Annotated in this window: 22 protein-coding genes and 2 pseudogenes; 4 read left to right on the plus strand and 20 right to left on the minus strand. The window is 69.4% G+C overall.

All coding sequences use genetic code 11. The features are described 5' to 3' along the window. Positions 1-278: 278 nt before the first annotated feature. Positions 279-563: pseudogene (locus tag GV126_RS06295) on the minus strand (Dyp-type peroxidase); the annotation flags it as partial. A 190-nt stretch (positions 564-753) separates the two neighbouring features. Here GV126_RS06295 and acs point away from each other — a divergent pair. Both acs and GV126_RS06305 read left to right on the plus strand, forming a co-directional pair. Beyond that, positions 754-2,685 (plus strand): acetate--CoA ligase, encoded by a 1,932-nt coding sequence (acs, locus tag GV126_RS06300; protein ID WP_159663402.1) that lies wholly within the window; start codon positions 754-756, stop codon positions 2,683-2,685. Beyond that, complete coding sequence (locus GV126_RS06305; protein WP_159663403.1) at positions 2,682-3,260, plus strand: adenylate kinase; 579 nt, start codon at positions 2,682-2,684, stop codon at positions 3,258-3,260. Before acs ends, GV126_RS06305 begins: the two co-directional genes overlap by 4 nt. Positions 3,261-3,270: 10 nt before the next feature. On the opposite strand, the gene GV126_RS06310 is transcribed toward GV126_RS06305, so the two are convergent. The 8 genes from GV126_RS06310 to mftA all read right to left on the minus strand — a co-directional run bounded on the left by GV126_RS06310 (position 3,271) and on the right by mftA (position 10,204). Then, positions 3,271-4,035, minus strand: a complete 765-nt coding sequence (locus tag GV126_RS06310; RefSeq protein ID WP_236570233.1) for a helix-turn-helix transcriptional regulator — start codon at positions 4,033-4,035, stop codon at positions 3,271-3,273. Between the two features lie 171 nt (positions 4,036-4,206). Further along, complete coding sequence (mftR, locus tag GV126_RS06315; RefSeq protein ID WP_236569898.1) at positions 4,207-4,812, minus strand: mycofactocin system transcriptional regulator MftR; 606 nt, start codon at positions 4,810-4,812, stop codon at positions 4,207-4,209. A 107-nt stretch (positions 4,813-4,919) separates the two neighbouring features. Then, the gene (gene mftF, locus GV126_RS06320; RefSeq protein WP_159663408.1) at positions 4,920-6,401 is read right to left on the minus strand and encodes a mycofactocin biosynthesis glycosyltransferase MftF; all 1,482 of its coding nucleotides are present in this window, start codon (positions 6,399-6,401) and stop codon (positions 4,920-4,922) included. Beyond that, positions 6,398-7,186 (minus strand): mycofactocin biosynthesis peptidyl-dipeptidase MftE, encoded by a 789-nt coding sequence (gene mftE, locus GV126_RS06325; protein WP_236569899.1) that lies wholly within the window; start codon positions 7,184-7,186, stop codon positions 6,398-6,400. Before mftE ends, mftF begins: the two co-directional genes overlap by 4 nt. Before the next feature lie 41 nt (positions 7,187-7,227). After that, positions 7,228-8,427: a pre-mycofactocin synthase MftD gene (gene mftD, locus GV126_RS06330; RefSeq protein ID WP_159663412.1), complete on the minus strand. Its 1,200-nt coding sequence runs from the start codon at positions 8,425-8,427 to the stop codon at positions 7,228-7,230. A 114-nt stretch (positions 8,428-8,541) separates the two neighbouring features. After that, the gene (gene mftC / locus GV126_RS06335) at positions 8,542-9,792 is read right to left on the minus strand and encodes a mycofactocin radical SAM maturase (RefSeq protein ID WP_236569900.1); all 1,251 of its coding nucleotides are present in this window, start codon (positions 9,790-9,792) and stop codon (positions 8,542-8,544) included. Continuing rightward, positions 9,789-10,067, minus strand: a complete 279-nt coding sequence (mftB, locus tag GV126_RS06340) for a mycofactocin biosynthesis chaperone MftB (RefSeq protein ID WP_159663414.1) — start codon at positions 10,065-10,067, stop codon at positions 9,789-9,791. The genes mftC and mftB overlap by 4 nt, the downstream gene beginning before the upstream one ends. An 8-nt stretch (positions 10,068-10,075) precedes the next feature. Continuing rightward, the gene (gene mftA / locus GV126_RS06345) at positions 10,076-10,204 is read right to left on the minus strand and encodes a mycofactocin precursor MftA (RefSeq protein WP_159663416.1); all 129 of its coding nucleotides are present in this window, start codon (positions 10,202-10,204) and stop codon (positions 10,076-10,078) included. Positions 10,205-10,662: 458 nt separating this feature from the next. Here mftA and GV126_RS06350 point away from each other — a divergent pair, with 458 nt between their 5' ends. Together GV126_RS06350 and GV126_RS36270 are read left to right on the plus strand one after the other, a co-directional pair. Next, the gene (locus GV126_RS06350; RefSeq protein WP_268977487.1) at positions 10,663-12,207 is read left to right on the plus strand and encodes a GMC family oxidoreductase; all 1,545 of its coding nucleotides are present in this window, start codon (positions 10,663-10,665) and stop codon (positions 12,205-12,207) included. A 21-nt stretch (positions 12,208-12,228) separates the two neighbouring features. Beyond that, positions 12,229-12,372: pseudogene (locus GV126_RS36270) on the plus strand (NADPH-dependent F420 reductase); the annotation flags it as partial. Positions 12,373-12,440: 68 nt separating this feature from the next. Here the strand turns inward: GV126_RS36270 and GV126_RS06360 are convergent. The 11 genes from GV126_RS06360 to GV126_RS06410 all read right to left on the minus strand — a co-directional run bounded on the left by GV126_RS06360 (position 12,441) and on the right by GV126_RS06410 (position 26,434). After that, on the minus strand, positions 12,441-14,867 hold the full coding sequence (locus tag GV126_RS06360; RefSeq protein WP_159663420.1) for an ATP-binding SpoIIE family protein phosphatase: 2,427 nt from the start codon (positions 14,865-14,867) through the stop codon (positions 12,441-12,443). 491 nt (positions 14,868-15,358) lie between these two features. Then, on the minus strand, positions 15,359-16,204 hold the full coding sequence (locus GV126_RS06365) for an SDR family NAD(P)-dependent oxidoreductase (RefSeq protein WP_159663422.1): 846 nt from the start codon (positions 16,202-16,204) through the stop codon (positions 15,359-15,361). Further along, positions 16,204-17,064 carry a mycofactocin-coupled SDR family oxidoreductase gene (locus tag GV126_RS06370; RefSeq protein WP_202035338.1) on the minus strand — a complete coding sequence of 287 codons (861 nt, stop codon included), beginning with the start codon at positions 17,062-17,064 and terminating at the stop codon, positions 16,204-16,206. Before GV126_RS06370 ends, GV126_RS06365 begins: the two co-directional genes overlap by 1 nt. A 119-nt stretch (positions 17,065-17,183) precedes the next feature. After that, positions 17,184-18,314: a serine hydrolase domain-containing protein gene (locus tag GV126_RS06375; RefSeq protein WP_159663426.1), complete on the minus strand. Its 1,131-nt coding sequence runs from the start codon at positions 18,312-18,314 to the stop codon at positions 17,184-17,186. A gap of 16 nt (positions 18,315-18,330) precedes the next feature. Further along, on the minus strand, positions 18,331-19,053 hold the full coding sequence (locus tag GV126_RS06380; protein WP_159663428.1) for an ABC transporter ATP-binding protein: 723 nt from the start codon (positions 19,051-19,053) through the stop codon (positions 18,331-18,333). Then, a complete protein-coding gene (locus tag GV126_RS06385; protein WP_159663430.1) occupies positions 19,050-21,782 on the minus strand; it encodes a branched-chain amino acid ABC transporter permease/ATP-binding protein in 2,733 nt (910 codons plus the stop codon). Before GV126_RS06385 ends, GV126_RS06380 begins: the two co-directional genes overlap by 4 nt. 609 nt (positions 21,783-22,391) lie before the next feature. Continuing rightward, positions 22,392-23,177: an SDR family NAD(P)-dependent oxidoreductase gene (locus tag GV126_RS06390; protein WP_159663433.1), complete on the minus strand. Its 786-nt coding sequence runs from the start codon at positions 23,175-23,177 to the stop codon at positions 22,392-22,394. Next, positions 23,177-23,368 (minus strand): ferredoxin, encoded by a 192-nt coding sequence (locus GV126_RS06395; protein WP_159663435.1) that lies wholly within the window; start codon positions 23,366-23,368, stop codon positions 23,177-23,179. The genes GV126_RS06390 and GV126_RS06395 overlap by 1 nt, the downstream gene beginning before the upstream one ends. 18 nt (positions 23,369-23,386) lie before the next feature. Next, positions 23,387-24,595, minus strand: a complete 1,209-nt coding sequence (locus GV126_RS06400) for a cytochrome P450 (protein WP_159663437.1) — start codon at positions 24,593-24,595, stop codon at positions 23,387-23,389. 11 nt (positions 24,596-24,606) lie between these two features. After that, positions 24,607-25,392 (minus strand): enoyl-CoA hydratase/isomerase family protein, encoded by a 786-nt coding sequence (locus GV126_RS06405; protein WP_159663439.1) that lies wholly within the window; start codon positions 25,390-25,392, stop codon positions 24,607-24,609. Positions 25,393-25,513: 121 nt separating this feature from the next. Beyond that, entirely contained in the window at positions 25,514-26,434 is a 921-nt protein-coding gene (locus tag GV126_RS06410) for a TIGR03619 family F420-dependent LLM class oxidoreductase (protein WP_159663441.1), read from the minus strand. Positions 26,435-26,745 lie beyond the last annotated feature (311 nt).

Here is a 26,745-nt window from a genome sequence, read left to right on the forward strand (position 1 = left end):
GGGCCGGTGAACCACCCCGCCACCAGCCGTGTCCGTCCCAGGCGCTGCCAGAGACGCGCGAGAGCCGACAAGGAGACCCCTTGCGCCCGGACACCCCGGTGGCCGTCATCGTCGACCGCGCCCGTCACGCAGTTCGTCATCGGCTACGCCCGCGCGGCCTGCGGCTTGGCCCTCATGCGTGTGGTGCGCACCGGTCCCGCACTCCTGGTCGGCTCCGGAGGCAGCCGCAGTCGCTCGACGCCCCGTAGGGCCCTACGACGCCGCGCGGCGGGGCCCGATCAGCCGAACAGTCGGGAACCGAGCGGGTGTCGGCCGTCGAAGCCGGGGAGGACGAGGAATGTCGCACTGGCGGTCGTGGTGGTGAATCGCAGGAGTGCGTCGGAGGCTTCCATGTGGGTGAGGGTGGCGGTGAAGGTCCGCAGGTCGTTCTGGAAGCTGATGAAGAGCAAGCCGGGGGCGGGCTCGTCGATGCTGTAGGAGCGGCGGAGCATGAGGCCGACACCGACCACGGTGGGGTTGGCCCTGCGCGCATGGGCGTCCGCGGGAACGAGATAGCGGCCGTCCTGCTCCCCGGCCCTGACCCGACGGAGCGGGCGGCCAGCACTCCCCAGGACAGCGCGGTCGACGGCATACGCGCCGTGCGGACCGCCGCTCGCCGGTGGATCATCCGGTGGTTACCCACGTTGGTGGCTATCGGTGGCGCTGGGGCCTTCCTAGCCTGATCCCACTCAACGGCTGGAGCGGGAGTAGACATTGGAACGGTTCGATCCTCCGGAAGCGTTGCGCCGGTCGGCGAATGTGACAGCCGAGACCATCGACAGCGTGGCCCGGAACCGCTTGGATTTTTGGGCACGGCAGGCCGGGCGCCTGGACTGGGACGCTCCGTTCAGGGAAGTCCTCGACTGGTCGCAGGCGCCCTTCGCTCGTTGGTTCGTCGGCGGCCGGCTGAACACGGCGTACAACTGTGTCGACCGGCACGTGGAAGCCGGCCTGGGCGAAAGGGTGGCGCTGCAGTTCGTGGGCGAGCCCGGTGACGAGCGCACGATCACCTACCGCGAGCTGCAGGAACAGGTGTGCCGCGCCGCGAACGCCCTGGAGAGGCTGGGGGTGAAGGCCGGCGATCCGGTGGCGATCTACATGCCGATGATTCCGGAGACGGTCGTGGCGATGCTGGCGTGTGCCCGCATCGGCGCGCCGCACACCGTGGTCTTCGGTGGTTTCAGCGCGGACGCGCTCGCCAGCCGGATCCTCGACTTCGGCGCGACCGTGGTCGTCACCGCGGACGGCGGCTACCGGCGCGGTGCGGCGTCGCCGCTCAAGCCGGCGGTCGATGAAGCGCTGCCGCGGTGCCCACGGGTGCGGACGGTGCTCGTCGTGCGCCGGACCGGCCAGGATGTCGGATGGGTCCAGGGCCGGGACGTGTGGTGGCACGACGCGCTGGGCGATGTGCCGGCGACGCATACGCCGATTGCGTTCGACAGCGAGCATCCCCTGTTCGTGATGTACACCTCGGGGACCACGGGGAAGCCGAAGGGGATCCTGCACACCACGGCGGGCTATCTCGTCCAGGCCGCTTTCACGTTCTGGGGAGTGTTCGACCACAAGCCGGACGACGTGTACTGGTGCACGGCCGACGTCGGCTGGATCACCGGCCATTCGTACGTCGTGTACGGGCCGCTCGCGGCCGGCGCGACGCAGGTGCTCTACGAAGGCACACCGGACACCCCGCACCGTGGCCGGTGGTGGGAGATCATCGAACGGCACCGGGTCTCACTGTTCTACACCGCGCCGACCGCCATCCGGACCTGCATGAAGTGGGGCGAGGAGTACCCCGCTGACCACGACCTCTCCAGCCTGCGCGTGCTCGGCACGGTCGGTGAGTCGATCAACCCGGAGGCCTACCGCTGGTTCAGGCGGCACATCGGTGGTGACCGTGCCCCGATCGTCGACACCTGGTGGCAGACCGAGACCGGCGCGCACATGATCAGCCCGCTGCCCGGGGTCACGTCGGCCAAGCCCGGCGCGGCGATGAGGCCGCTGCCCGGTATCAGCGCGGATGTGGTGGACGACGACGGCAAGCCGGTTCCGGCCGGTGAGAGCGGCTATCTGGTGCTCACCGAGCCGTGGCCGGCGATGGCCCGGACGATCTGGAACGATCCGGAACGGTTCCGGGAGACCTACTGGTCGCGCTGGCCGGGGTACTACTTCGCCGGTGATGGCGCCCGCCGCGACGAGGACGGCGACATCTGGCTGCTCGGCCGGGTGGACGACGTCATGAACGTATCGGGGCACCGTCTGTCGACCGTCGAGATCGAGTCGGCTCTCGTGTCCCATCCGCGTGTGGCGGAGGCGGCAGTGGTCGGCGCGTCCGACGAGACGACCGGGCAGGCCGTCGTCGCCTACGTCATCCTGCGTGAGTCCGGTGCCGACTCGGACCAGGCGGCCTTGGCCGAGGAGCTGCGTCGGCACGTCGCCAAGGAGATCGGTCCGATCGCCAAGCCGCGCCGGGTGCTGATCGTCGCGGAGCTGCCCAAGACGCGGTCGGGAAAGATCATGCGGCGATTGCTGCGCGACGTCGCCGAGAACCGGGTTGTCGGCGACGCCACCACGCTCGCCGACAGCTCCGTGATGGATCAGATCCGGGTGGGTATGGCCGCAGCAGAGCGGCAGGAGGAGGAGAAATGACAGTCGCCGTGATCGCGGGCGCGCCGGGATCCGGCAAGGGCACGCAGGCCTCGGCACTGGCGAAGCGGCTCGGTGGCCTTCACGTCTCGACCGGCGACCTCTTCCGCGAACATCTGGCCCGGAACACGCAACTGGGCCGGCTGGCACGAACCTACCTCGACGCCGGCCGCTACGTGCCCGACGACGTCACCAACGGCATGCTCCGTGACGCCGTCACTCAGCAGGACGTTGCTGTCCCGCTCGTGCTGGACGGTTACCCGCGCACCGAAAAGCAGGTCGCGTTCCTCGACATGCTGCTCGCCGAGTCCGGCCGACAGGCTCCCGCGGTGGTCACACTCGTCGTCGAGACGGAGGAACTCGTCCGTCGTCTCGCCCGCCGGGCTCTGCTGGAGAACCGTTCCGACGACACGGAGAACGTCATCCGGAAGCGGCAGGCTGTCTACCTCGCGCAGACGGCACCGATCCTGAGGATCTACCGGCAGCGTGGCAAGCTGCGGGAGGTCGACGGTACGGGCACCGTCGAGGAGGTCGCCGATCGGATCGACGGCGCCCTGACCGCCCTGTGCGCCGGTTGACGGCGGAACGTCAGTCGGCGGTCCGATGGCGGTAGGCGTGAACAGCCTCCTGTCGAGTGCGGGCGCCGAGGCGCGCCATCAGTGCCCGCATGTACGTCTTGACCGTCTGCTCGGTCAGGCCCAGATGGGCAGCGATCTCGGCGTTACGCAGGCCACGCTCCACCAGGAGCAGGACCTGACGCTGACGTGGCGTGAGCGGCTCACCGGGGACGGGCGCTGCGGCCGACTCGCCGAGCAGTGCGAGCAGTGCCGCCCGGGTCTCGGCATCCCTCGTGGAGCGTGCGATCTCACGGATGCGCTGCGCGTGGTGAGTGGGCAACGCATCCGGGTGCCGGTCCAGGTCTTCGCGGGCGGTGATCCGCAGCGAGATCGAGTCGGCCACGGTCACCAGGCGCCTGACCGTGGCCGAGGTCAGCGCCGCGGGCCTGCGGGTCGCCGCGTACAGGAGGCCGCAGATCCGGTCCCCGCGCATCAGCGGCGCGGCAGCCAGACCCACCACGCCCTCGCCGAGCACCGGCCCGTCGTAGTCATGCGTGATACCGGGATCGTGCTCGTAACACCGGACGGCCAACGGCTGACGCTCGGCGAGCACTCGACCGCCCAGACCCCTTAGCGGCCGGATGATCATCGACGTCAGGGCCGTCGTGGCACCCCCCGCACACACGGACACCGGGACACACGTGTCGCCGAATCCGCCGAACACCAAAGTGATCTCGCCGCTGCGAAGCGAACCGGCGGCGTGGGCGAGCAGATGCGTGTCCGAGACTCGAGACATGATCACCACCGCTGCGTCAGGACCTGGGCCGCTTCCGCACCACAGCCTGCCGTCGACAGGGCAGGCGCGAAGGCGGCTCTCACCACCTTCGGGCATGGCCGCGGCAGGGGAAAGCGTCAGATGGCGGGACCTTCCGCCTCATGCTTCGCCATATGGCGGAAGCCATCAGCCTCATCCCCGGGGTGGAGAGCCGCGGAAGCCGCTTTGGAGTTCCCGCATGGCGGTATCCAGCAGCTCGGTCAGATCAGCGTTCTGGTCGGCGAGCCACTGCTCGTAGGCCGCGATGCACGTGGCCAGGGTGGCGTACCCGACCTGTCGGGGCAGCAGCGCGTCCTGTGGCTGACCGGTCCGATCTGCGACGAAGGCAGTGACGACCTGCCGCCAGGAGGCGTACCGGAGCGTTGAGTCGGCCTGCAGTGCCGGCACGCGAAGGATGAGTTCCATGCGCCGGCGATGCCAGGGCACATCGGCAGGGTCGAACCGGTTGAACGAGACCACCGCCTCACGGAGGGCGTCCATCATCGGAACCTCGCGCGGGCAGGCGCCGAGCAGTTCGCGCAGGCGCGCCAGTTGGCCGTCGAAGTCTCCCCACACCAGGTCGTTCTTCGACGCGTGGTACCGGAAGAAGGTACGACGGCTGATCCCGGCAGCTGCTGCGATGTCGTCGACGGTGGTCTGCTCGAATCCTTTACTCGCGAACAGCTCGAACGCCAGAGCCTCGAGCCGGTCACGAGACGTAACGGACGGCCGCCCGATCCGCGACGCGGGTGTGCCCACTCTCGTGGTCGATCTTGACGCAGCCATCCCGTCTCTTCCCCTCTGACCACGCTCCACCCGGCCTCTTCGCATCCGGCGACCGCTGTCATCCTCCCGGCAGAGTGAGCTTACCGAGCCTGGCTCGTTCGCCCCTGGGGAGAAGCCTTCCGTGCGGGCTGCCGTTGCGGCGTCCGGGGGTTCAGGACCATGCGGGGGCGCAGGGCTGCTGTGGAGCGTCCCCTGAGGGCGGAGATCCAGACGCCGGCGCCGTAGGCGAGGTCGTCGAGGCGGCGGGCGATGCCGTACCGGATCGGGTCGAGGCGGGTCGTGCCGCGGCGGTACTCGAGCGCGATGTCAGTGATCGCCGCCAGGACCGTGGCACGGCGCATACGGCGTGAGGCCAGACAGCCGATGACGGTGAGCGGCCACCAGTGGCGGGTGAGCAGCGCAGAGCCTTGCGCCACAGCGGATACGGTGCCGTCGGCAGTAAGCCGTGTGGCGTGACGGGCAGGATGGGCGGGGTCTTTCAGCTTCCTGGCGATACGGGCTGTGGCGACGGCCCAGGCGGTGCCGGCGACGGGCAGGGACCAGCGGCGCTGGGCGAACAGGGCGAGGACCAGTGCCGTGCTCCACGGGGCCAGCACGACGGGAGCGATGTTCTGTGGGTGACGCTGGGCGAGAGGGTGGGCACCGGTGCCGTAGACGGCCTTCCGTGCGAACCAGTCGCCCATGTGTGCCCGGTGTTCGTGGGCGGCTTCGACGGATGGTTCGTACCTGATGGGCCAGCCGTCCCGGACCAGGCGCCAGCACAGATCGACGTCTTCGCCCACGCGCATGCGTTCGTCGAAGCCGCCGGTCTCGGTGAGGATGTCGACGCGCGCGACCATGCAGGCGCTGGGGGCCCAGGACACCGGTGTGCCGGGACGGACAGCGGCCGGATGCGCCCCCAGGTCGAGGGATGACCGGGTGCTCTCGTAGCGGCCGAGCCAGCCGGGCGCCTCGGTGGTGGCCAGCCCTGTGATTCTGGGTACGGCCATGGCGACCTGGGGGTCGGCGAAGTGCCGCAGCAGGGTGGGCACCGTCTCGGCTGTCAGCACGATGTCGGAGTCGATGAAGGCCACATAGGGGGTGCTGACATGGCGTAGCCCGGCGTTGCGCGCACCTGCCGGTCCCAGGTTGACCGGCAGGGCGACCATGTGCGCGTGGTGCCGTGCGGCGACGGCGTTGATCAGGTCCGGGCGGCGTGAGGCGTCGTCCACGACGATGACCGGGCTGCCCGAGGGGATGCTGTCCAGGAGCCGGGCCAGTTGGTGGGCACGGTCGCGGACCGGGATCACATACGTGCAGCTGGGATCGTCGCCATCGCGGCGTCCGGGGTGGCACGGCAGGGCGTGGACGGCCGGATGGGCCAGGCCGGACTCCAGCAAACGGTCGGCGAGGGCCGCGCTCGCCGCATCCCGCACGTACACCGTGCGCCCGGTCAGCAGCGGTCGCGCTCGGGGAGCGAGCCGGATCAGCCGGGTCGGGTTTCCGCCGAGGAGGGCCCGGCCGTCGTCGAGCACACGGGTGTGCCGGTCGAGGACGACCACGAATCCGTGGGGAAGTGTCATGGGCGCGCGGCTTCCGTGCATGGAGCAGGTGGGGCGGGGCGGTACGAAGCCGGGTCGCGGTGCGGAGTGCGGCGCGATGCGGGATCGGTGAGTCGGCCCCGCGCATCCGTTCGGCCTGCGGCGATCCGACGCACAGCGGTGGTCACCATCGTCTCGAACAAGGCCCGGCCCTCCTCGGCCGTGGCACCGGTCGGGTCTCCGAGCACTCCCGAAGGGGAGACCGCACGGACGCCTCGCGACACCAGCTCCGGCATGAGGACGGCCAGAGGACGGGTGTCGCCGATGACCGCCTCGTGAAGAAGGACGTCGCCGGGGGCCAGGTGCAGCATCACGGAGGTCTCCGTGCGGCCTGCGTGCGCGTCACTGCCCGGTGTCTCGCAGCCGAGCCACGCCACGTCGTGGCCCTCGTCGCGGAGTTGGCCGACGGCCGCGTCGAGCGTGGGTACGTTCCCACCGTGGCCGTTGACGAAGACGGTGCGGCCCGCCCACAGTGACAACGACCGCACGGTCTCCACCAGGACGACGCGCAGCGCGTCGTGCCCGATGGAGACCGTTCCTGGGAAGTCCGCGTGCTCGCCGCTGGCGCCGTAGGCGATGGTCGGTGCCGACAGCACGGGCTGGTCCGGTCGGCCTGCCGTCAGCCGCTCCGCCGTCGTCTGCGCCACGCTGTGAGCGATGACGCTGTCGGTGTCCAGCGGCAAGTGCGGCCCGTGTTGCTCGGTCGAGCCGACGGGAACCAGCACCAGCGCGTCGGCTGTGACGGCCGGCCACGCCGAGCGCGCCAAGTGCCGTGAGGCTTCCGGCGGTTTCCGGTGCGACGGCATGGTCAGCCCACGGAGCCGGCGGTGCGTGGAGCGCCGAGGACACGTGTGAAGCCGTCCGGGATGACCAGGTCGTCCGGCGACAGTTCGTGGACCGAGGAGTGCCCGAGGCCGAGTACGGCGGAGTCGAGTCCGCCGCGCAGGATGTCCAGGACGTTCTCCACGCCCGCCTGCCCGTTGGCGGCCAGACCCCACAGGTAGGCGCGGCCGATGAGAACCGCCCGCGCGCCCAGGGCCAGTGCCTTCGCGACGTCGCCGCCGCGGCGGACACCGCCGTCGAGGAGGACCTCGATCTCGTCGCCCACAGCCTCGACGATGGAGGGCAGCAAGCGGATGGACGCCGGTGTGGTGTCGAGGTTGTTGCCGCCGTGGTTCGACACCGATATGCCGGACACGCCGACGTCGACGGCCCGCTTGGCGTCGTCGACCCGGGACACGCCCTTGAGCAGGAACGGGCCGCCCCACTCCTCACGCATCCACTTGACGTCGTCCCACGTGGGCGGCGTCGTCTGCATCCACTCCCCGTACGCGCCGAAGAACGTGGGCGCCTTCCCACCGGGCGGCTGCAGGTTCGGCGTGGTCAGGTCCGGGATCCGGCCGGACTTGGCGAACGTCCACAGCCAGCGCGGGTGAGGCAGGACGTTCGGCGCCAGCTTGACCATCGTCTTGAGGTCGATCCTCTCCGGGATCGCCGGGCTGCCCCAGTCACGACCGTGGGAGAAGGACCAGTCCAGGGTGGCGATGAGCGCCTTCGCCCCGGCGGCCCGCGCCCGTTCCATGCGCTGCGCCATGGCCTCCCTCGTACCGGTCCAGTACATCTGGTAGAAGGTGTTCGGGTTGGCCTCGGCGACCTCTTCGACCGGTTTGCTGGCGAAGGAGCTCAGACCCATGATCACGCCGCGGTTCGCCGCGGCGCGGGCGACCGCGACCTCGCCGTCGGGGTGGACGGCCTGCACGCCCGTCGGCGAGATCACCACCGGGATCGCGGACTCCACCCCGAGCACGGTCGTGGAAAGATCCCGCTGCGCATGGTGCCCCACGACGCGCGGGGCGAAGCCCAGTTCGGCAAAGGCTCCGGTGTTGTCGTCGAGGGTACGGCCTCGTTCCGAGCCGGCCACCAGTGCCCCGTACACGGTGCTCGGCAGGTACTTCTTGGCGCGGCGTTGAGCCTCCGCGACGGTTTCGAACCAGGGATTACGGCCCATGATGCGGCTCTTTCTCGGGAGTGGATGTGCGGGGCAGTGACGATTCGGCGACCTGCCCGAACGACAGGGGGAGCGGTGCCACGCGTCGCGAGCCCGGCGTGATCGACGAGACCCCTAGGTGAAGCTCGTGCCGGCCAGCGGGTCCTCGGCGCAGTCGCTGACCGGCGGCCGGTTCAGACCCGGGCGGCGTGTGAGAACCAGATCCACGGCGCCGGGACGCCGCTGGGGTGCAGTGCGGTGCGAGTGGTCGCCGGACGGCTTCGGAAGGTGGCCTCGCTCCTTCGGGCGTCGAGCCAGCAAGTGCTCGCCATGTCCTTGGACGCATTCGGGGTCGGGGCCGTCCAGCGGCAGCCCGGTGAAGAACTTCGCCGCCATACAGCCGCCCTTGCAGGTGTCGTAGAACGCGCACGAGGCGCACGCGCCACCGCTCTGCGGCTCGCGCAGGCTCCGGAACAGCTCCGACTCCCGCCATACCTCGGCGAAGCCGCCCGGCCGGCGAACGTTGCCCGCGAGGAACTCGTCGTGGATCGCGAACGGGCACGCGTACACGTCCCCGACCGGGTCGATGAGGCACACCACGCGGCCGGCCCCGCACAGGTTCAGACCCGGCAACGCCTTCCCGTACGCCGACAGGTGGAAGAAGGAGTCACCCGTGAGCACACGGTCGCCGTGTGCCACCAGCCAGTCGTACAGCTGCCGCTGCTGCTCCGGGAGCGGATGCAGTTCGTCCCACACGTCCGCGCCACGGCCGGAAGGGCGCAGCCGGGTCAACCGCAGCTGAGCACCGTAGCGGTCCGCGAGGGCCTTGAACTCGTCCATCTGCGGGATGTTGTGCCGGGTGCACACGACGGAGAGTTTGAAGTTCTTCATTCCGGCGTCGGCCAGATTGCGCATCGCGCGCAGCGCCGTGTCGTAGGAACCCGGGCCGCGCACCGCGTCGTTGACCTCGGCGGTCGCCCCGTCCAGCGAGATCTGGACGTCCACGTAGTCGTTGCGGGCCAGCCGCTGTGCGACCTCGGGCGTGATCCGCACGCCGTTCGTGGAGAACTTGACGCCGACGTGGTGCGCGGTGGCGTAATCGAGCAGTTCGAAGAAGTCGGGGCGGACCGTTGGCTCGCCTCCGCCGATGTTGACGTAGAAGACCTGCATGGCCTCCAGTTCGTCGATGACGGCCTTGGCCTCTGCCGTGGTCAGCTCGCGTGGGTCGCGCCGGCCGGAACTGGACAGGCAGTGGGTGCACGAGAGGTTGCAGGCGTAGGTGAGTTCCCAGGTCAGGCAGATCGGTGCGTCAAGGCCGTACTCGAAGAGGTCCACCAGGCGCGACGCGGCCGGCGCGGGCATCGCCTTCTGCGGAGCTGCGGTCATGGAGTTTCCCTTTCGATGACCATCGACGACTGGACGAGCGCGGTCAGGGCCTGCCCGTACCGGGGCACTTCCCGGTCGTCGACGCCGGCGGCCAGACAGGCCGCTCGCGCGCTGGGGGCCGTTGCAAGCGCCTGCACAACGGCGAGCAGCCTGCGGTCCTTGAGGAAGGAGAGTTTGCGGGTACCGAAGTGGTAAAGCAGCGCACCGAAGGGTTCCGGCCGTACCGAGACCTGCGGGTGCAGGTCCCAGGCACGATCCAGGTCCAATGTGGCCATCGCGCGGCCTAGTAGACGCCGCACATGCCGTCGATCGAGACTTCCTCGATCAGGGCATCGCCTTCGATGAGCGCCTCGGGCGAGGTGGTCTGGTCGGCGTGGTTCTGCTCGGCCTCGGCGGAGTTGAACTCGTTCATGCGGTTCTCCCTCGGAGTGCGGAAGTTGTACGGGCGGTTCTCGATCTCGGGGTGCGGAAGGAAGTGATCGCGGAACCTGCGTGCGACACAGTCCGCGTGCGTGGAGCGAACTGCGGGCAGGAAAGCCGAGCCCGCTCGGGGTGAGAAGCTTCGCCGACCCCGTCGTTCAGACACCGGCGAGAATATTGGCATGGGGTGCCAAAAGGAAGGTGTCGAGCAGCGGCAATTTCGCGTACCGCGGCACGTCGGGCGTGCACGCCCCTCTCCCCAACCGGTCCGACCAGCGAAAACCCAACTGACGCCGGTGCAGGGGCGGCCGCCGACTTCGTTTCGCGACGATCGCGAGGGCTTGCGTTCCGCCACCGGGGGCCGCAGGATTGCGTGCTCATGGAACAGATCCGTCTCCCCTTTCGCATCGCCGCGGCACGGCTTTCGTGAGCCGCCGACCGGATGTCGTCGTGGTCGGTGCCGGAGCCGCCGGTGCGGTGCTCGCGGCGCGTCTGACCGAGGATGCCGGCCGGCACGTGCTGCTCCTGGATGCGGGGCCCATACCGCGCGGCGCGGACGGATTCGGCCCCGCGCTGCTGGATGCCCGACTGGTTCCGGGCGCACAGCCGAACCACCCCGCCACGACGGCCCATCCGGTACGTCTCACGCCGGAGCGACCGTGGCTGGTGACCCGCGGACGCATCCTCGGCGGCTCGACCACCGTGAACGGCGGCTACTTCATACGGGCCCGGCGTGAGGACTTCGACCGCTGGGCCGCCGCGGGCAATCCGGCCTGGGCCTACGACGCAGTGCTGCCGCTCCTGCGCACTCTGGAGAACGATCTCGACTTCGGTCCGAGCGAACTGCACGGTGATCAGGGACCGATGCGGATACGGCACCAGCGTATCGAGCACCCGGCGGCCGTCGCCTTCCGCGACGCCGCCCGGCGCCTCGGTTTTCCCGCCGAGCCCGACAAGAACGACCAGGCACCGCCCGGCTTCGGCCCCGTACCCTCCAACGCGGTCGACGGGGTACGCCACAACACCGGCCTCGCCTATCTGCCCCCCGAGATCCTCGACCGGCCCACCCTGACCGCCATCGGCGGCGGGCGGGCCCTCCGTGTCGTCATCAAGGACGGCCGTGCCACCGGGGTCGTCGTCGAACGCGACGGCCTGCGCACCACCGTCGACGCCGGCAGCGTCGTGCTCAGCACCGGCGCTCTGTCCACCCCGCATCTGCTGCAGCTCTCGGGGATCGGACCGCGCGCCGACCTCGAACGACTCGGCATACCCGTCATTCGTGACGCTCCCGCCGTCGGCGCCTGCTTCAGTGACCACCCGCAAGTCGTCCTCGACTGGACGCCCCACGAGGACATGGGTGACCCGGCCGAGTCCTGGCTCGGCGGCTGTCTCCACCTCGCCCACGCGGAAGGCGGCCTCGATCATGCCGGCATTCCAGGAGACCTGGAGGTCCTCCAGTCCCTGGTCCCCATGGCAGGGCTCGTCAGCGGTGCCGTGAGCGTCCCCGGAGCACCCCTGTCCTTCCTCGCCTCCGTCCAAACGCCCAGGCCGACAGGCCGGCTGCGCATCCGGGCGGCCGATCCCGGCACGCCACCCGACATCGACTACAACTTCCTCAGCACTGCCGAGGACTTCTGCCGCCTGCGCCAGGTCGTCCGCGTCACCGCGGCCCTGATCGACACCCCACCCTTCGCCGACGTTTCCCACGGCCTGCTCGACCCCGGTCCCGAAGTACTGGACGACGATCGGGCCCTGAACCACTGGATTCGCGAACACGTCGGCACCGCCCAGCACACCTGCGGCACCGTGCCGATGGGACCCGCGGACGATCCCGGAGGCGGCGCCGTGGACCAGTTCGGGCGCGTCCACGGCGTGCGAGCCCTACGCGTCGCCGACACCTCGATCCTGCCCGACGCTCCGCAGCGGGGACCCGCGGCGACCGCTGTCCTGATCGGCGAGTTCATCGCCGATGCCATGCGTCGCGGCCTTGGGTGACAGCTGAAACACCGGAAAACGGTCCCGGACTCACGGGTCACAGCGGCCTTCCACCACCTGTCGGCCGTCCTGCTGCAGGACCCGGCGATCAACGAGATCGACACGGATGTGGGGGTGTTGGGTGAGACACGCGCGGACACCGATGTCGAGCAGGCGCTGGCCGCCACCGACGTGTGACGTACTACCGCGCTCCTGAGCGCGTATCAGAGTGGCCGGAAACCGAGTTGTTCCGCTCAATGCACCCATGATGGACGGCCCGGGACAGATCCGGCGAGGGGCTGTTCGGTCCAGATGGTCTTTCCTTGCCGGCTGTAGCGGCTGCCCCAGCGAGTGGTGAGCTGAGCGATCAGATAAAGGCCGCGGCCTCCCTCGTCGGCCCAGCGGGCCCGGCGTAGGCGAGGCTGGGTGTTGCTGGGATCGGAGACCTCGCAAATCAGCACCTTCTCACGGATCAGGCGCAAGCTGACCGGGCCGCCGGCGTAGCGAATGGCATTGGTGACCAGTTCGCTGACGATCAGCTCGGTGGTGAACGCCAACTCCTCCAGCCCCCAGGCGGCCAGCTGACGGGTGGTGGCCTGGCGGGCGTCGGCCACGACGGCCGGGTCCGCGGGGAACTCCCAGCTCGCCGTGCTCTCCGGAGGGACGGCCCGGGTGCGGGCGAGCAGCAGGGCGATGTCATCGTCGCGCGGGTTGTCGCCGAGGTCGGCGAGCAACGTGCCTCCGATGGCCTCCGGGGTGCGGCCGGGACCGGACAGCGCCGCGAGGCGGTCCGTCAGCCATCGCACTCCACCGTCGATGTCCTGGTCGCCGCGTCGGGCCAGTCCGTCGGTGTACAGGGCGAGGAGGCTGCCGGGTTCCAGGTCGACCGTCGTGGTCTCGAACGGCATGCCGCCCACCCCCAGTGGCGGACCGGGGGCGACGTCGATCACCTTGGCGGTGCCGTCGGGTCGGACCAGCACGGGCGGCGGGTGGCCGGCGCTGGCCAGGGTGCAGTGACAGGCCACTGGGTCGTAGACCGCATACAGACAGGTGGCGCCGACCGTGTCCCGCTGCCCGCGGGGTGCCTCGGCCGCGAGGCGCTGGACGAGGTCATCGACGTGCGTGAGGAGTTCGTCGGGGTCGAGCTCGAGGTCGGCGAGGGTCTGGACGGCGGTACGCAGGCGTCCCATGGTGGCGGTGGCCTGCAGGCCGTGGCCGATGACGTCACCGACGACCAGGGCCACCCGCAGGGACGGCAGGGGAACGACGTCGAACCAGTCGCCTCTGATCTCTGCCCCGCCCCGTGCGGGCAGGTAGAAGCCCGATGTCTCCCCCGCCGAGGCCTCGGTCGCGGCCGAGGGCAGCAGGCGTTGCTGCAGCGCGAGCACCGAGCGGTGCTCGCGGGTGTAGCGGCGGGCGTTGTCCACGCTCAGCGCGGCGCGGGAGGCGATCTCCGTCAACAGGTCCGCATCGTCGGCGTCGAAGGGCTCGGGCCGCTCGGTCCGCCAGACCGCGACCGCACCGAGGACCAGACCCCGCGCGTACAAGGGCGCCGACACCAGCGAATGCCCGCCCTCCGGGACGTACATCTTGACCAGCCGTGGGTCGCCGAGGGGAGCGCCTGCCCCCTCACGGTCGGTGATGACGGCCGCGCCGCGCTGAATCATGCGGAGGTTCGGTACGTCCGGGAGTACGGGGACCGTCTCTCCCAGCTGGATGAGACCGGTCGGCCATGTGCCGTTGGCCGATGCCACGGCGGCCCTGCGCTGGTGTGGTTCTCCGCCGCCGAGCATCTTCGCAGGCTCCTCCCCCTCGAGCACCGCCTCGGCCAGGTCCACCCAGGCCAGGTCCCCGAAGGCGGGCACGAGAACGTCCACCAGGTCCTGCGCGGTGCGGACGACATCGAGGGAGCCACCGATCCGGGCGGCGGCCTCGCGGAGCAGATCCAGCTGACCGCGGGCACGCCGCTTCCCGGTGGCGTCGATGAACAGTGCGGCGACACCCGTTGGGCGCCCGCGCGCGTCTTCCAGCCGGAAGGCGGACAGCGCCAGGGTCCGCTCCCGTTCCGGGAGGAGCGGCGACCGCATCCGCTGCTCCCTCCCGACCAGCGGCACGCCCGTCTCCAGTACCTCTCGCAGCGCCGCCTCGGTCGCCTGCGCGTCCTCGGTGTGCATCACCTCCGCCAGTCGGCTGCCGGGAGACAGGGGCGGTCCGCCGAACATCTCGGGGGTGACGTTGGTCCGCACGACGGTCAGATCCGCGTCGTGGATGCCGATCCCGACCCGCTCCTGGGAGAACAGTGCGCGCAGCACGGAGACGCTCTGTCCCCACTCCGTCACCCAGTGGGCAGGAGCCGCCAGGACAAGGAGCTCGGAGGAGTCCTCCAGCCGCACCACCCGGAAGGCGACCTCTACCGCGCGGCCGGACCGGTGCCCCAGGCGCGCCCGGCCCGCCGCCGGAATCCCGCCCTTGCACGGTGCGGGCCCACCGCGTACGCCGCCGGAACCGTCGGCGAGCAGCTCCCGGACCGGGCGACCGCACACCTCCGCGGCCGTCCGCCCCAGCAGTTCCGCCGCCGAGCGGGGGCACCGCAGCACGGTGCCGTCGCCGTCGAGGATCACCGCCGTGAGGGCGCCGAAGGAGAACGCCCAGTCACCGACGTGATCGGTGGACGCGCCCATGGTGCTCCTCGTCGGCAATCGAATGGGCCAAAATGATGCGTTACACCCATTATGATCGCTTCGAAACCCGGTGCTCGGTGCTTCAGTGGCATGGTGCGGTCTCGGCTCCCGGTTCTCCGCCACTGCGCAGCCAGTGAAGCGGCGCCCTCTCCTTTCACCTGGGGAACGGCCCGCCGGATGGCGTACTACAACGGACGGCGCGGTCACGTTGCGCTCGGCTGTCTCACACACGCCCGCCGCCAAGATCGGGGCGGGGTGGCGGACGAAGTTCCGCCGCTGTCGTGTGAAGCGGACATCCCCTGGGGACGTGCTCCCCGAAAGGTCCGGCGCCGAACGTCTCAGGTGCAGACGGGCCGCCCTGCTCCGTGCCGGCCGTCTTCGGCCGAAGCCCCCGTGAGCCGTAGGACAGAGCTCGATCCCGCGACGAAGGCCGCCCGGGTCGCCGACGCACACAGTTCCAGCGGACCCGAGCGGTCCGGCGCCTCGCGTTCTCAGCGGCTGTCGGTCGCGCGCGACACCGCTTCCCATCGCGTGATCTCCTCGGCGCGGGCGAGGTAGGTGTCACGAACGGTGTCGACGGCGGTCCGTCCGATCACCAACCGGTCGGGGGGCGCCTTGGAGAGCAGGGCGGTGAGAATCGCCCGGGCCCCCAGCTCCGGCACTCCGGGCTGTGCCCCGTAGGCCTCGGCCGGCGAGTCCCGACGCCGCTCCACGGGGCCGTAGATGCCGAACCGGGCCTCAGTCTGGACGCGCGACCGCCCGAAGAAGTCGGTCCGGAAGGCCCCCGGCTCGACCACCATGACATGGACCCCGAAGGGCGCGAGCTCGTGGCGCAGGGAATCCGACCACCCCTCCAGCGCGTGCTTGCTCGCCGCGTAGTAGGCGGACCCCGGAGGTCCTTTCACCCCGCTCACCGATGAGAGGTTGACGACCGCACCGCGACGCCGGGCGCGCAGGCCGGCGACCAGCTGCCGGGTCAGCTCCGTCGGCCCGAAGAAGTTCGTCTCCATCACGAGGCGCCGCTCGTCCTCGCTCGTCTCCTCGACCGCGCCGAGCAGACCGAAGCCGGCGTTGTTGACGAGGACGTCGACCGGACCGAACTCTGTCTCGACCGTGGTGAGCAGTTCCTGGAAGGTCTGCGGCTTGGTGAGATCCAGTGCGGCCGGCAGGATGCGCTCGCTGCGGGGGAACCCGTTGAGCCTGCCGACGTCGCGGGCAGTGACCACGACCCTGTGGCCGCGGGTGACCAGCTCATGGGCGAGCGCCGCTCCCAAACCCGTCGACGCACCGGTGACGAGCCAGACACTGTCGTCACCGAGTCCGACCGCGGCAGCCATCACACGCCCGAGTAGGGTTCGAGCACAAGGCACCCGGCATCGACCTTGAGCTGCTGACCCGTCACCATGCGGGCCTCGTCCGAGGCGAGGAAGAGAACGGCAGCGGAGATGTCCTCGGGCTGGACCATGGCGGTGTCCAGCACATGCATGCCTCGCATCGCGGGCTCGGCGTCGGCCAGGGTCGAATGAGGAGCGCCACCGGTGAACACCCCGTACATCATCTCGTTGAGCAGCATCGGGGTCGCCGTGTTGGTGGGGTGCACGGCGTTGACCCGGATGCCCTCGCGTCCGAGCTCGCGCGCCAACGAGTGGACCAGCGAGGAGACGGTGCGCTTGGCGAACCCGTACCCTGCACCGCCCGGCCCCGTGCCCGACTGATCGCTCTCCGCCCGACCGAGCCGAAGCCCCGCGACCGAACCGGTGACGATGACGGATCCTCCGGCGGTCAGATGAGGAACCGAGGCGGAGAGCGTGTTGACCACGCCGTTCAGGTTGACCTGGACGACGTCCAGGAAAACCGCAGCAGGCTGCTTGCCCAGGGGCGAGATGCCCGCGTTCGCAACGACGACGTCGAGTCCTCCCAGCTCGTTCACCGCACGATCCACCTCTGCGGTGAGCGCGGCGAGGTCACGTACATCGGTGCGGCTGGCGACGATCCGTCGACCCGTCGCCTGGACCTGAGCGACGGTCTCGGCAAGCTCAGCCGGCGTGCTCATGCTGTAAGGCACCGTGTCGATCTGCGCGGCGATGTCGACCGCGATGATGTCCGCGCCCTCCTGTGCGAGCCGGACCGCGTGCGAGCGCCCCTGTCCCCGAGCCGCGCCGGTAACGAGCGCGACCTTTCCCTCGACCCTGCCCATCACTGGGCTCCTTTCGTTGTTCGGATGCGAGCGGTCCGACCACCTCCACGGAGCCATGCACGGGCCGTCGGTGAGACGGCACCCCAGGGCAGCGGCGCAGGTGGTGATATGAACGGTCGTCAGCCCACGAGGTCGTGAATCGCGTCACCGATCTCGCCGAACGGCGCCATTGCCTGCGGACCGAAGAAGCTTCGGTTGTGGAGGATCGCCACGGCAAGACCGCGATCGGGCTCTGCCCAGGCCACCGTGCCGCCGGCACCCGTGTGCGACAGGATCCCGTCCGTCAGCGCACCACCGGCACGGGAGTTGCTCACGCCGGGGGCGACGTGCCAGAGCCCGCCGTACCCGACCGGCAGGACATAGCCGTAGGTCTGGTCCGGCTCGAGCGGACGCGGTCGGCGGCACTGCTCGATGACCGCATCGCTCAGGAACTGCTCGCCGTCGACGCGCCCGCGCCCGGCGTACAGCGCGAAGAGCTTCGCGGTCGCCTTCGCCGTCGCTACCCCGCCCGCGGACGGCAGCCCTGCGGCCTGCACCTCGGGAAGGTTGTAGAGGCTCGGACCGAAAGGCAGGTCCGGCGGCGAGGCCCTGGGCCCGAAGCCGGCCGGGTGGAGCAGTGGTGGCTCCTCCCCCGTGAGGATCGCGACGCGGCCGCGTTCCGACGCCGGAAGACCAAGATGGAAGTCGTGCGCACCGACCGGTTCCAGGACCTCCGCACGCACGAACTCCTGGAACGAACGCTTCCGCGCGTCCGTACGACGCACGAGCTCCCCGACGACGAAGCCGAACCCGTACGGGCTGTAGGCGTTCATCGTGTCCGGCGGTGCGACCGGTGGCTCGGCGGCGATGCCCGCGCACATCCACTCCCAGTCGAGCAGCTGCTGCACACTGGTGCCGGCCGGGATGGGGGGCGCTCCTGAGCGGTGGGCGAGAACGTGCTCCAGGGTGATGGAGTCCTTGCCGTGCTGCGCGTAGTCCGGCCAGACCTCGGCGACGGGCTGGTCGTACCGTAGCCGGCCTCGCTGGACCTGGAGATGTGCGGCGGTCGCTGTCAGCGCCTTGGTCACCGAGAAGACCGGGAAGAGGGTGTCGCCCGTCACCTGGTCGCCCGACCCTGCTGAGGTTTCACCGGCCCATGTGTCGACGACCAGCTGGTCGCCCAGACAGGCGGCGACTTGGACGCCGACCTCCCCCGCGGACAGGGCGGACTGCAGCGCAGCCTCGATCCGCGGGGTGGTGAGTCTGCTCATTGCCTTCTCCTCGCGGTCAGAGGTAAAGCGCCTGGACCTCGTCCAGACGTGACTTGAGCTCGGTGGCCGTGCCTTCGAGCTCCAGTCGTCCGCGGCGGAGCACCACGCCGCGATGCGCGACCGAGAGCGCCTTCACGACCTGTTGCTCGACCAGGAGCACGCCGAGGTTCTCCTCCCGACAGGCGCGCTCCAGCACTTCGAGGATGCGATCGACGATCTTGGGTGCGAGGCCGAGCGAGAGCTCGTCGGCGAGCAGGATCTTGGGGCGGCGGGCGATCGCACGTGCCGCCGCGAGCATCTGCTGCTGGCCTCCGGACAGGAACCCGACCGTACGTCCCACGTGCTCCTCGAGCTCGGGGAAGTACTCCAGCGCCGCTTCCACGGTGACGCCCCCTGCCCTGAGGTTGTCCCGCACGGTCATGCCCATGAAGACACAACGTTCCTGCGTCACCACCGCGAGACCTTGCCGGGCGCGCATCCGCATGGGTGCCGTGGTGACCTCGCCGTTGATCTCGACGTGCCCCGCATACGGCTTGAGCGCACCCGCGAGACCCATGATCGTCGTCGACTTGCCGGCGCCGTTGGCACCGAGAACGGCGACGATCTCACCGCGCTTCACTTCCAGGTCGAGCTCGGTCACATACGGGAGGGAGCCGTACCCGAGCGAGAGGCCGCGGGCTGCGATGGCGAGCTCCGTCGCCGGCGTCGCGGGCGTCTTCTGGGCTGCGGTGGCGCTCATGCGCGGGTCTCCTTCTCGGCAGGCTTGACGGTGAGGGGCTGTGACTCGTCAGGTGCCGGTGCTCCGACCAGTCCCACGACTTCCGCCTCCGGCCCCACCGGAGCGTCGTCGACTTCCTCACCGAGGTAAGCCGCGACGACCGCCGGGTGGGAGCGGACCTGCTCGGGCGAACCGTGCGCGATGACGGATCCGAAGTTGAGCGCCGTGATCACGTCACTCACGCTCATCACCAGGTCGACGTCGTGCTCGATGATGAGGATGGCGATGCCGTACTCGTCCGCCATCCGCCGGACGAGGTCCTTGAGCTCGCTCGTCTCCACCTCGTCGAGGCCGGCGGCCGGTTCGTCCAGCAGGATGATGTCGGAGTTCGTCGCCATCGCCCGCGCGATGGCCACCAGCCGGCGCTTGGCGTAGTTGAGATCGGAGATCTTACGGCCGAGGTCGTCTTCGAGGCCGAGCAGTTCCACTGCGTCTCGTGCGGCGTCGCTCAGCGTCGGCGGATAGGGCCAGAAGAGGTCGCGGAACAGGTTGGCCTTGCGGTGGATCTCCGATGCGGCCTGCAGGTTGTCGAAGACGTTCAGGTCCTCGAAGAGCTCCAGACTCTGGAAGGAGCGGCCGAGGCCGAGCCGTGCCCGGCGCCAGGTGGACTTGTCGTCGATCGGCGTGTCGTTGAGCGCCACGGAGCCGGACTGCGGCCTGACATAGCCACTGATGACGTCGAGCAGCGTGGTCTTGCCCGCACCGTTGGGTCCTATGAGGCCGTGGACCTGGCCCGGCTCGACCGTCAGGCTGACGTCCTTGAGCACATGCACGTTGCCGAACGACATGTTGATGCCGGTGACCGAGAGGCTCTTGCCGGCACGGGCCCGCCGCGCGCTGCTCTCCCGGGGTGGGAGCGTGATCGGCTTCAGTGACGTGCGCTTCTTCTGCCGTTCCTGGGACTGCGCGACCATGACGGACGCGACACCGTTCGGATTGAGGATCATCGTCAGGATGAGCAGCACACCACCGATCAGCGGCAGGTACTGGAAGTCCGCGCTGTAGACGGCGGCGGCGATCTCGGTCCCGAGCCCGCCGGGTGTGAAGCTCATCCCCAGCAGCGGGCCGGTCACGTACCCGACACCGCCGATGACCGTCCACACGAGCTGGTTGACCGACGAGAAGACGTCGAAATTGGTGTAGGTGACCGCCGAAGTGCGGTAGGCGATCAGCACACCTCCGACGGCCGCTATGAACGCCCCGAGCGAGAACGCGATCGCCTTCGCCATGCCGACCGGGATGCCGATGGACGTGGCGGCGCGCTCGTTGCCACGCGTGGCGATCAGGCGACGGCCGGTCTGACCGCGGCGGAGGTTCGCCAGAAACAGGGCGAGCAAGGCGAAGACGATGATCGCGAAGATCAGGTAGCGCCTCGGGTCGAGCAGGGCCGAAAGGTCGAGCCCGAAGATCGACGGAGTGGGGATCATCACGACTTGCGAACGGCTGAAGACCGCGGCGAAGAGCAGCAGGTTGAAGGCGAGCGTGACGATCGCCAGGCTCACACCCCGCATCCGCATGGCGGGAAGAGCCAGGAGGAAGCCGATCGGGACGGCTCCGACCGCCGCGATCAGCAGGATGATGAGGAACGGGATGCCCGGGTTGCGGGACGCGATCTCCGAAGCGATCACCGCCCCTACGCCTGCCATCGCGAACTGCGCCATCGAGAGCTGGCCGGCATACCCCGTCACCAGCACGACGGAGAGCATCACGATCGCGACGAGCAACGACACCAGCAGCGCCTGGTTCCACTCGACCGGCAGCACGAACCACACCAACGCGATGGCGACCACCAGTGTCGGCACCACCAACTGCCAGCGCACCCGGCCGGAACCGAGGCTCGGGAGGCGCGCGCCGATGTAGCCCCGCGACGCGATCCCCTGACCGTGCAGCACCATCAGGAGGACGACGATGACGAACGTCGACATCGCACCCGCACCGCGCACGTCGACGTGGGCGCTGACGACCGACTGCAGGAGGACGATCCCCATGCCCCCGAGTACCGTCAGCGGGAACGACACCAGGCTGCCGGCCAGAGCGGCACCGAGAGCCGGCACGATCAGGTTGCTCATCGTGACCAGGTCGAGGCCGCTCACGGGAGCGAGCAACGCCCCCGCGAGACCCGCGAGCGAGCCGCCGAGGAACCAGTTGCCGATGGCCAGGCGTTCGGCGTTGTGACCGAGCGCGGCGGCGGCGGTCGGATTTTCGGCCACCGCCGCCGTGGCGGTGCCGAAGTTCGTGAACCGGTAGACGGCCCACAGCCCGAGCGCCACGACCACCGCGATCGCGATCAGCAGCAGCCGGTCGACGCCGATGGCCTTGTCACCCCACAAAGACACCCGGTCGGTCGGCAGAAGCGAGGGCGCGTTGCGACCGTCCGCGCCGTACACCACCTGCAGCACCGACTGCACCACCACCAGCACGCCGAGCGAGCCGATCAGGCGGGCGAGCGGCGACGCGTCGCGCAGCGGGCGCATGACGAGGATTTGGGCCAGGACGCCGACCAGACCGGACACCAGGATGGCGGCCACCAGGGCGAGGATCTTCGGTACCCCGGCTCGTGTGGCCAGGTCCCAGTAGACGAAACCTCCGAGCGAGGCCATTGAGGCGTGCCCGAGGTTGAGGACACCGGTGCCCCGATAGACGAGCACGATGCCCAGCGCCAGGAGTCCCAGCATGGCACCCGGCCCCAAGGAAAGGATGCCGATGAATATCGTCTCCATGAGTCGACCCCTTCTCGGGAGTGAGACGTTCCGACGGCCTCGAGGCCGGAGTGACCCAGGGCACGCAGTAACCGGCAAATTAATTAGATGATTCGACTGGTGTCAACACATGTGCAAGGTCCGCCATGGTTTGGTTTCCGGCCGCATGAGCCCACGGACCGGGCAACCCCTTCCATGGCGACATGCCCGGAGCCGGCGACGCCCGTCGTCTCGACGCCGTTGTCACTCGAACCTGAGTCGTGCTCCGGTGATCGACGATTGTGGCGCCGGCGGCTGCCGGCGCACGCGCAGCTCACGCTCACTGCGTCGACCGCATCCGCGTGGCCGCCGCGCACCGGGGGCCGGCCCCGTCCTGGCACTCGTCTTTCTGGTTGTCCCGCGTGAGACCAACGCGGCGGGGCCTGCCGCGCGTGAAGTGGCGCAGCCGCCGCACGTCGTCGAAGACTGCGGCACGGCGGCCCCATCCGCGCGCCGCCGCACAGCCCGGGGCCACGGCCTGTGGCCACCCGCGCGACGGCCTCACGGTCGCACGGTGCGGCCCGGCGGGACAGCCACATCCCACCGGGCCGAGCCGGCCCGTCAAACCAGCACTGTGCCGCCGTTCACGCGAAGGATCTGACCTGTCAGCGCCGCACCGGCATCCGAGGCGAGGTACAGCGCGGCGTGCGCGATCTCCTGCGCATCGACGATCCTGTTCAACGGTGACGTCGAAGCGCGGTCGTTGACGCGGTCGGTGAATCGGGCCTCGTCCAGCGCCCCGTCCTCGCGGACATAGTCCTGCTGCGTGATCCCGCTGACCACCCAGCCGGGCGCGATTCCGGCGACGCGGATGCCGAGCCCACCGAGCTCGACCGCGAAAGCGCGCGTCAGCTGCTGCACACCGCCCTTCGACGCCGCGTATGACGCCCGCTCGGTGCTCGGCCGGTCGATGATGGCCGAGGCCATGTTGATGATGACCCCACCCCTCTTCATCGCCCGCGCCGCGGCCTGACATCCGTAGAAGACGCCGTGGAGGTTCACCGCCAGCACCTTCTGGAACTCCTCAGGCGTGATGTCGAGGACCGGCCGGCGGATCAGGATCCCGGCGTTGTTGCACATGATGTCGAGTGCGCCGAACTCCTCGACGGCCCGTGCCACCAGGGCCGTCACCTGGTCGGCATCACTCACGTCCACCCCGTGCGAGAGCGCGGTGCCGCCGCCGTCGGCGACCTCCTTCGCGACGCGCTGCGCCCCCTCGGCGTCCAGGTCGGCGCAAACAACCTTGGCGCCCGCCGCCGCGTACGTCGTCGCGATCGCCTTACCGATGCCGCTGGCGGCCCCGGTGACGACCGCGACCTTCCCTTCGAGCTGGAAGACGCCCGCCATCAGCGGACAACCGTGATGACGCGCTCCGGGCACGAGGCGGCGGCGACCTCGGCGTCGTCCTCGAGCGCGGGCGGCACGTCGAACCCGTCGGTGTCGATGTAGCCGTCCTCGTCCAGCACGAAAAGCTCCGGGACGATGGCGTTGCAGCGGGCGTGACCCTCACACCTGGGCCGGTCGATCTCGATCTTCATGAGTCAATCCTCTTCTGGTCAGCCGAGCTTGAGGGGGAGGTGCTTGATCGCCATGTTGGTCCCGCCCCACATGTCGATGACGGCTCCGTCGGCGACGGTGTACTCGGGAATCTTCTTGTGCCAGAGCTCGAGCGCGATGCCGAGCTCGAGCCGTGCGAGGTGCGACCCGAGGCAGCGGTGCGGTCCCATGCCGAACGCGGAGTGGCGCGGAGCGGCACGATCGAAGTCGACGACGTCGTGCCTGTCGTTCTCCGACGGGGACCGGGAAACGAGCGAGTTGCACAGCAGGATGCGGTCTCCGGCCCTCATGTCGACGCCGGCGAAGTGGACGTCCTGGGTCACCCGGCGCGCGATGTTGGTGAAGGAGAAGTAGCGCAGCAGTTCCTCCACGGCCTTCGGAGCGCTCTCCGGATCCGCCGCGAGCTTGGCGCGGTGCTCCGGGCTGCGGGCCAGGAAGTTGAACGCGAAGGTCGTACCGGCGGTCACCGTCTCCAGACCGGCCAGGAAGAACAGGAAGGTGATTCCGACGACCGTGTCGGGGTCGAGTGGCACGCCGTCGACCTCGGTGGCGAGCATTTCACTGATCCAGTCGTCCTGCGGGTTCGCCGCCCGTTCGGCGACCAGCTTGCGCAGAAAGTCGCCGACCTCGTGGTTGGCGCGCTGTTTGTCCTCACCGAGCGCGTGCAGGAGCGTGTTGTTCCACTCGACGAAAAGGTCGGCGTTCTCCAACGGGAGTCCGAGCCGGGCCATGAAGATGCGCGTGGGCAGCGGCACGGCGAAGTCGTCGACCAGGTCGATGGAGTCCTTGCCGCTGGCCTCGTCCACGAGTTCTGCGGCGAGCTTGCGGATGCCGTCCTCGAGCTCCTTGACCCGTCGCGGGGAGAACATGCCCGAGACCGCTCGCCGGTACTTCGTGTGGTCCGGCGGGTCGAGCTCTTCGGGGATCATCGGCGGCGCCCCCTCCCGCACCGGCAGGCCACCGGGATAGTTCGAGAACACATCCGGCCGCTGATACGCCTCACGTATGTCTTCTGCACGCGTCGGCACCCAGAACCCGCCCCAGGCCGTACTGAAGATCACGCGCTGGTCACGGAACCGCTCGAGGTACTCGAACGGCTCCGCCAGGAACTCGGGGTCGGTGTGGTGGTCGAAGTCCCGGAGCAGCTCCACCGGGACGTGATCCGGGCGCACGGGTTCCGGGAGAGCAGCCGCTCCTGCGTAGCTCATGTCTTCTCCTCCTAAAGTGCGGTGCTCTTCCCCGCCAGCCGGCGGAGACGCACGTTGTCCAGTCCGGCAAGGGCCTCCAGGGCGAGACCGAAGGGGAGCTGCTCGTCGATCAACCGCTTGTACCGCTGGGTGAGGACGACGCGGGAGTACCGGGCCGCCAGCGGGTTGAGGGCCGCCAGCGCACGCGCGTGCTCGTAGGCCCGGTCCATCAGCTTCTCCGGTGCCAGCACCTCCGCCACCACGCCCAACTGCTTGGCCTCGGCTGCCGAGAGGGTCTGCCCGGTGAGCAGGAAGTACCGGCCCCGGTTCATCCCCAGCAACTCCTGCCAGACGATGTGGACACCGTCGCCCGGCACCGAGCCGCTCGGCACATGTGCCTTGTCCTGGAACGTGGCCGTTTCCGAGGCGAGCACGATGTCGGACATGACGGCGAGCTCCGCATGCACGGTCGCCGGCCCGTTCACCGCCGCGATGACGGGGACCTCGATGTCGAGGAGCCGGCGCAGCAAGTGCTTGCCCTCGTAGATGATCTGATCCCACATCTGAGGATCGACCGTCGGCCGGTCCCAGGCATAGTCGTCGATGAAGGAGTCGCCCGTGCCGGTCAGGATGACGACGCGGTTCTCCCTGTCCTCGGCGATGTCGAGGAACGCACGGCTCCAGTCGGTGTGGTGTTGCGGGCTGTAGGCGACCGGCCCATCACCGTCTTTCGCCCTGAACCTGAGGAGGAGGATACCGTCCGCGTCACGCGACATCGCGAACGTGGGGTAACTGTCGAAATAGTCAGGTTTGCCCATGTTCGGCCCTCTCGACCAATTAGTTAGATCAATAAGATAAGTGGGCGTGGCGCGGGCCACAAGGCCTGACGCGCTTCCGTCGGACGGCGTTCCGCAGACGCAAGCCCACGGGGCCACGGGTTCACCCGACGAGAGGGAAGACCTCTTCGGCGACCCAGCGCAGCCGATCGAGGTACTCCTCGATGCTGTCGGTCTTGGTGAGCGGCGCCGACACCTCCGTCACTCCGAGCTCACCGAGCCAGTGGATCCGCTCCGCGATGCAGTCGGCGTTCCACCCGCTCAGGTTGTGCTCCGATGTCTTGGCGACGTGGTTGAGGCCGAGCTCGAGGTTGAGCAGGTTGTAGTAGATCTCGATCGGCCGACCCTGGTAGTGGCGGCTGGAGGTGATCCGGTCGATCTGCTCGGGGAACCGCTCCAACGGCGTCTGGTACGGCGACCACCCGCTCCCCCACCGGGCGACCCGCTCCATCACAGCCGGAGCGTCGCCGGCGAACCACAGCGGCGGGTACGGCTTCTGCGTCGGCTTCGGATCCGAGCCCACTCCTTCGAAGGAGACGAACTCACCGTGGTAGCTCGCGCTCGTGTTCGTCCAGATTTCGATCATCGCCTCGACGTACTCGTCGACGATCCGGCCCCGCTTGCGAAAGTCGACCCCGAGGATGTCGAACTCCTCCTTCAGCCAGCCCACGCCGATGTTGATGTCGGCGCGGCCACCGCTCACCCAGTCGAGGACGGCCCACATCTTCGCCTGGACGATCGGGTTCTGCAGGGCGAGAAGCGTGATGTTCGACCCGACCCGCATCCTGGGCGTGCACGCTGCGAGGTATCCGAGGATGGTGGTCGCCTGCATGTAATGAGTGCCGGAGTCGGCGACGTGGTTGTGGGGAATCGCCAGGTGCTCGCCCACCGTGACCTTGTGGTAGCCGAGCTCGTCCGCGGTGGCGAGGATGCGTTGGAACTCGGGTCCGCCGAGCTTTCGCATCCAGGGGTAGGTGATCGCGGCGACCTGTTGGTTGTTCGGGAGCGAAAGGTTGAACTTCATCCTTGTTCCTCCACGTGGATCACGTCGCAAGTGGTGTTCGCGGCATCTTGGCGAAGGCGGCGAACACCCGCGGTACACGCCGGGACTCGTCGGGCGCCAGGAATCCGTGAGAAGGACGCCCGCACCTGCCCGGGTGCGCGATCACGTCTGCGCCGGCGGCCACACCGCCAGGGGCGGCGCCACAGACACCGAGGTGGAGCACCGGCCCGACGGCCCGGCGGGGTCTCCGGCCACGTCCATCGCGGCCGGCCGACGCCACATGGTGGGAAGTTCGCGAGCAACTCACGGAACCGCCTGGCCAGACCGGCCCT

The organism is Streptomyces mexicanus (genome assembly GCF_902506575.1).
GTDB lineage: Bacteria > Actinomycetota > Actinomycetes > Streptomycetales > Streptomycetaceae > Streptomyces > Streptomyces mexicanus.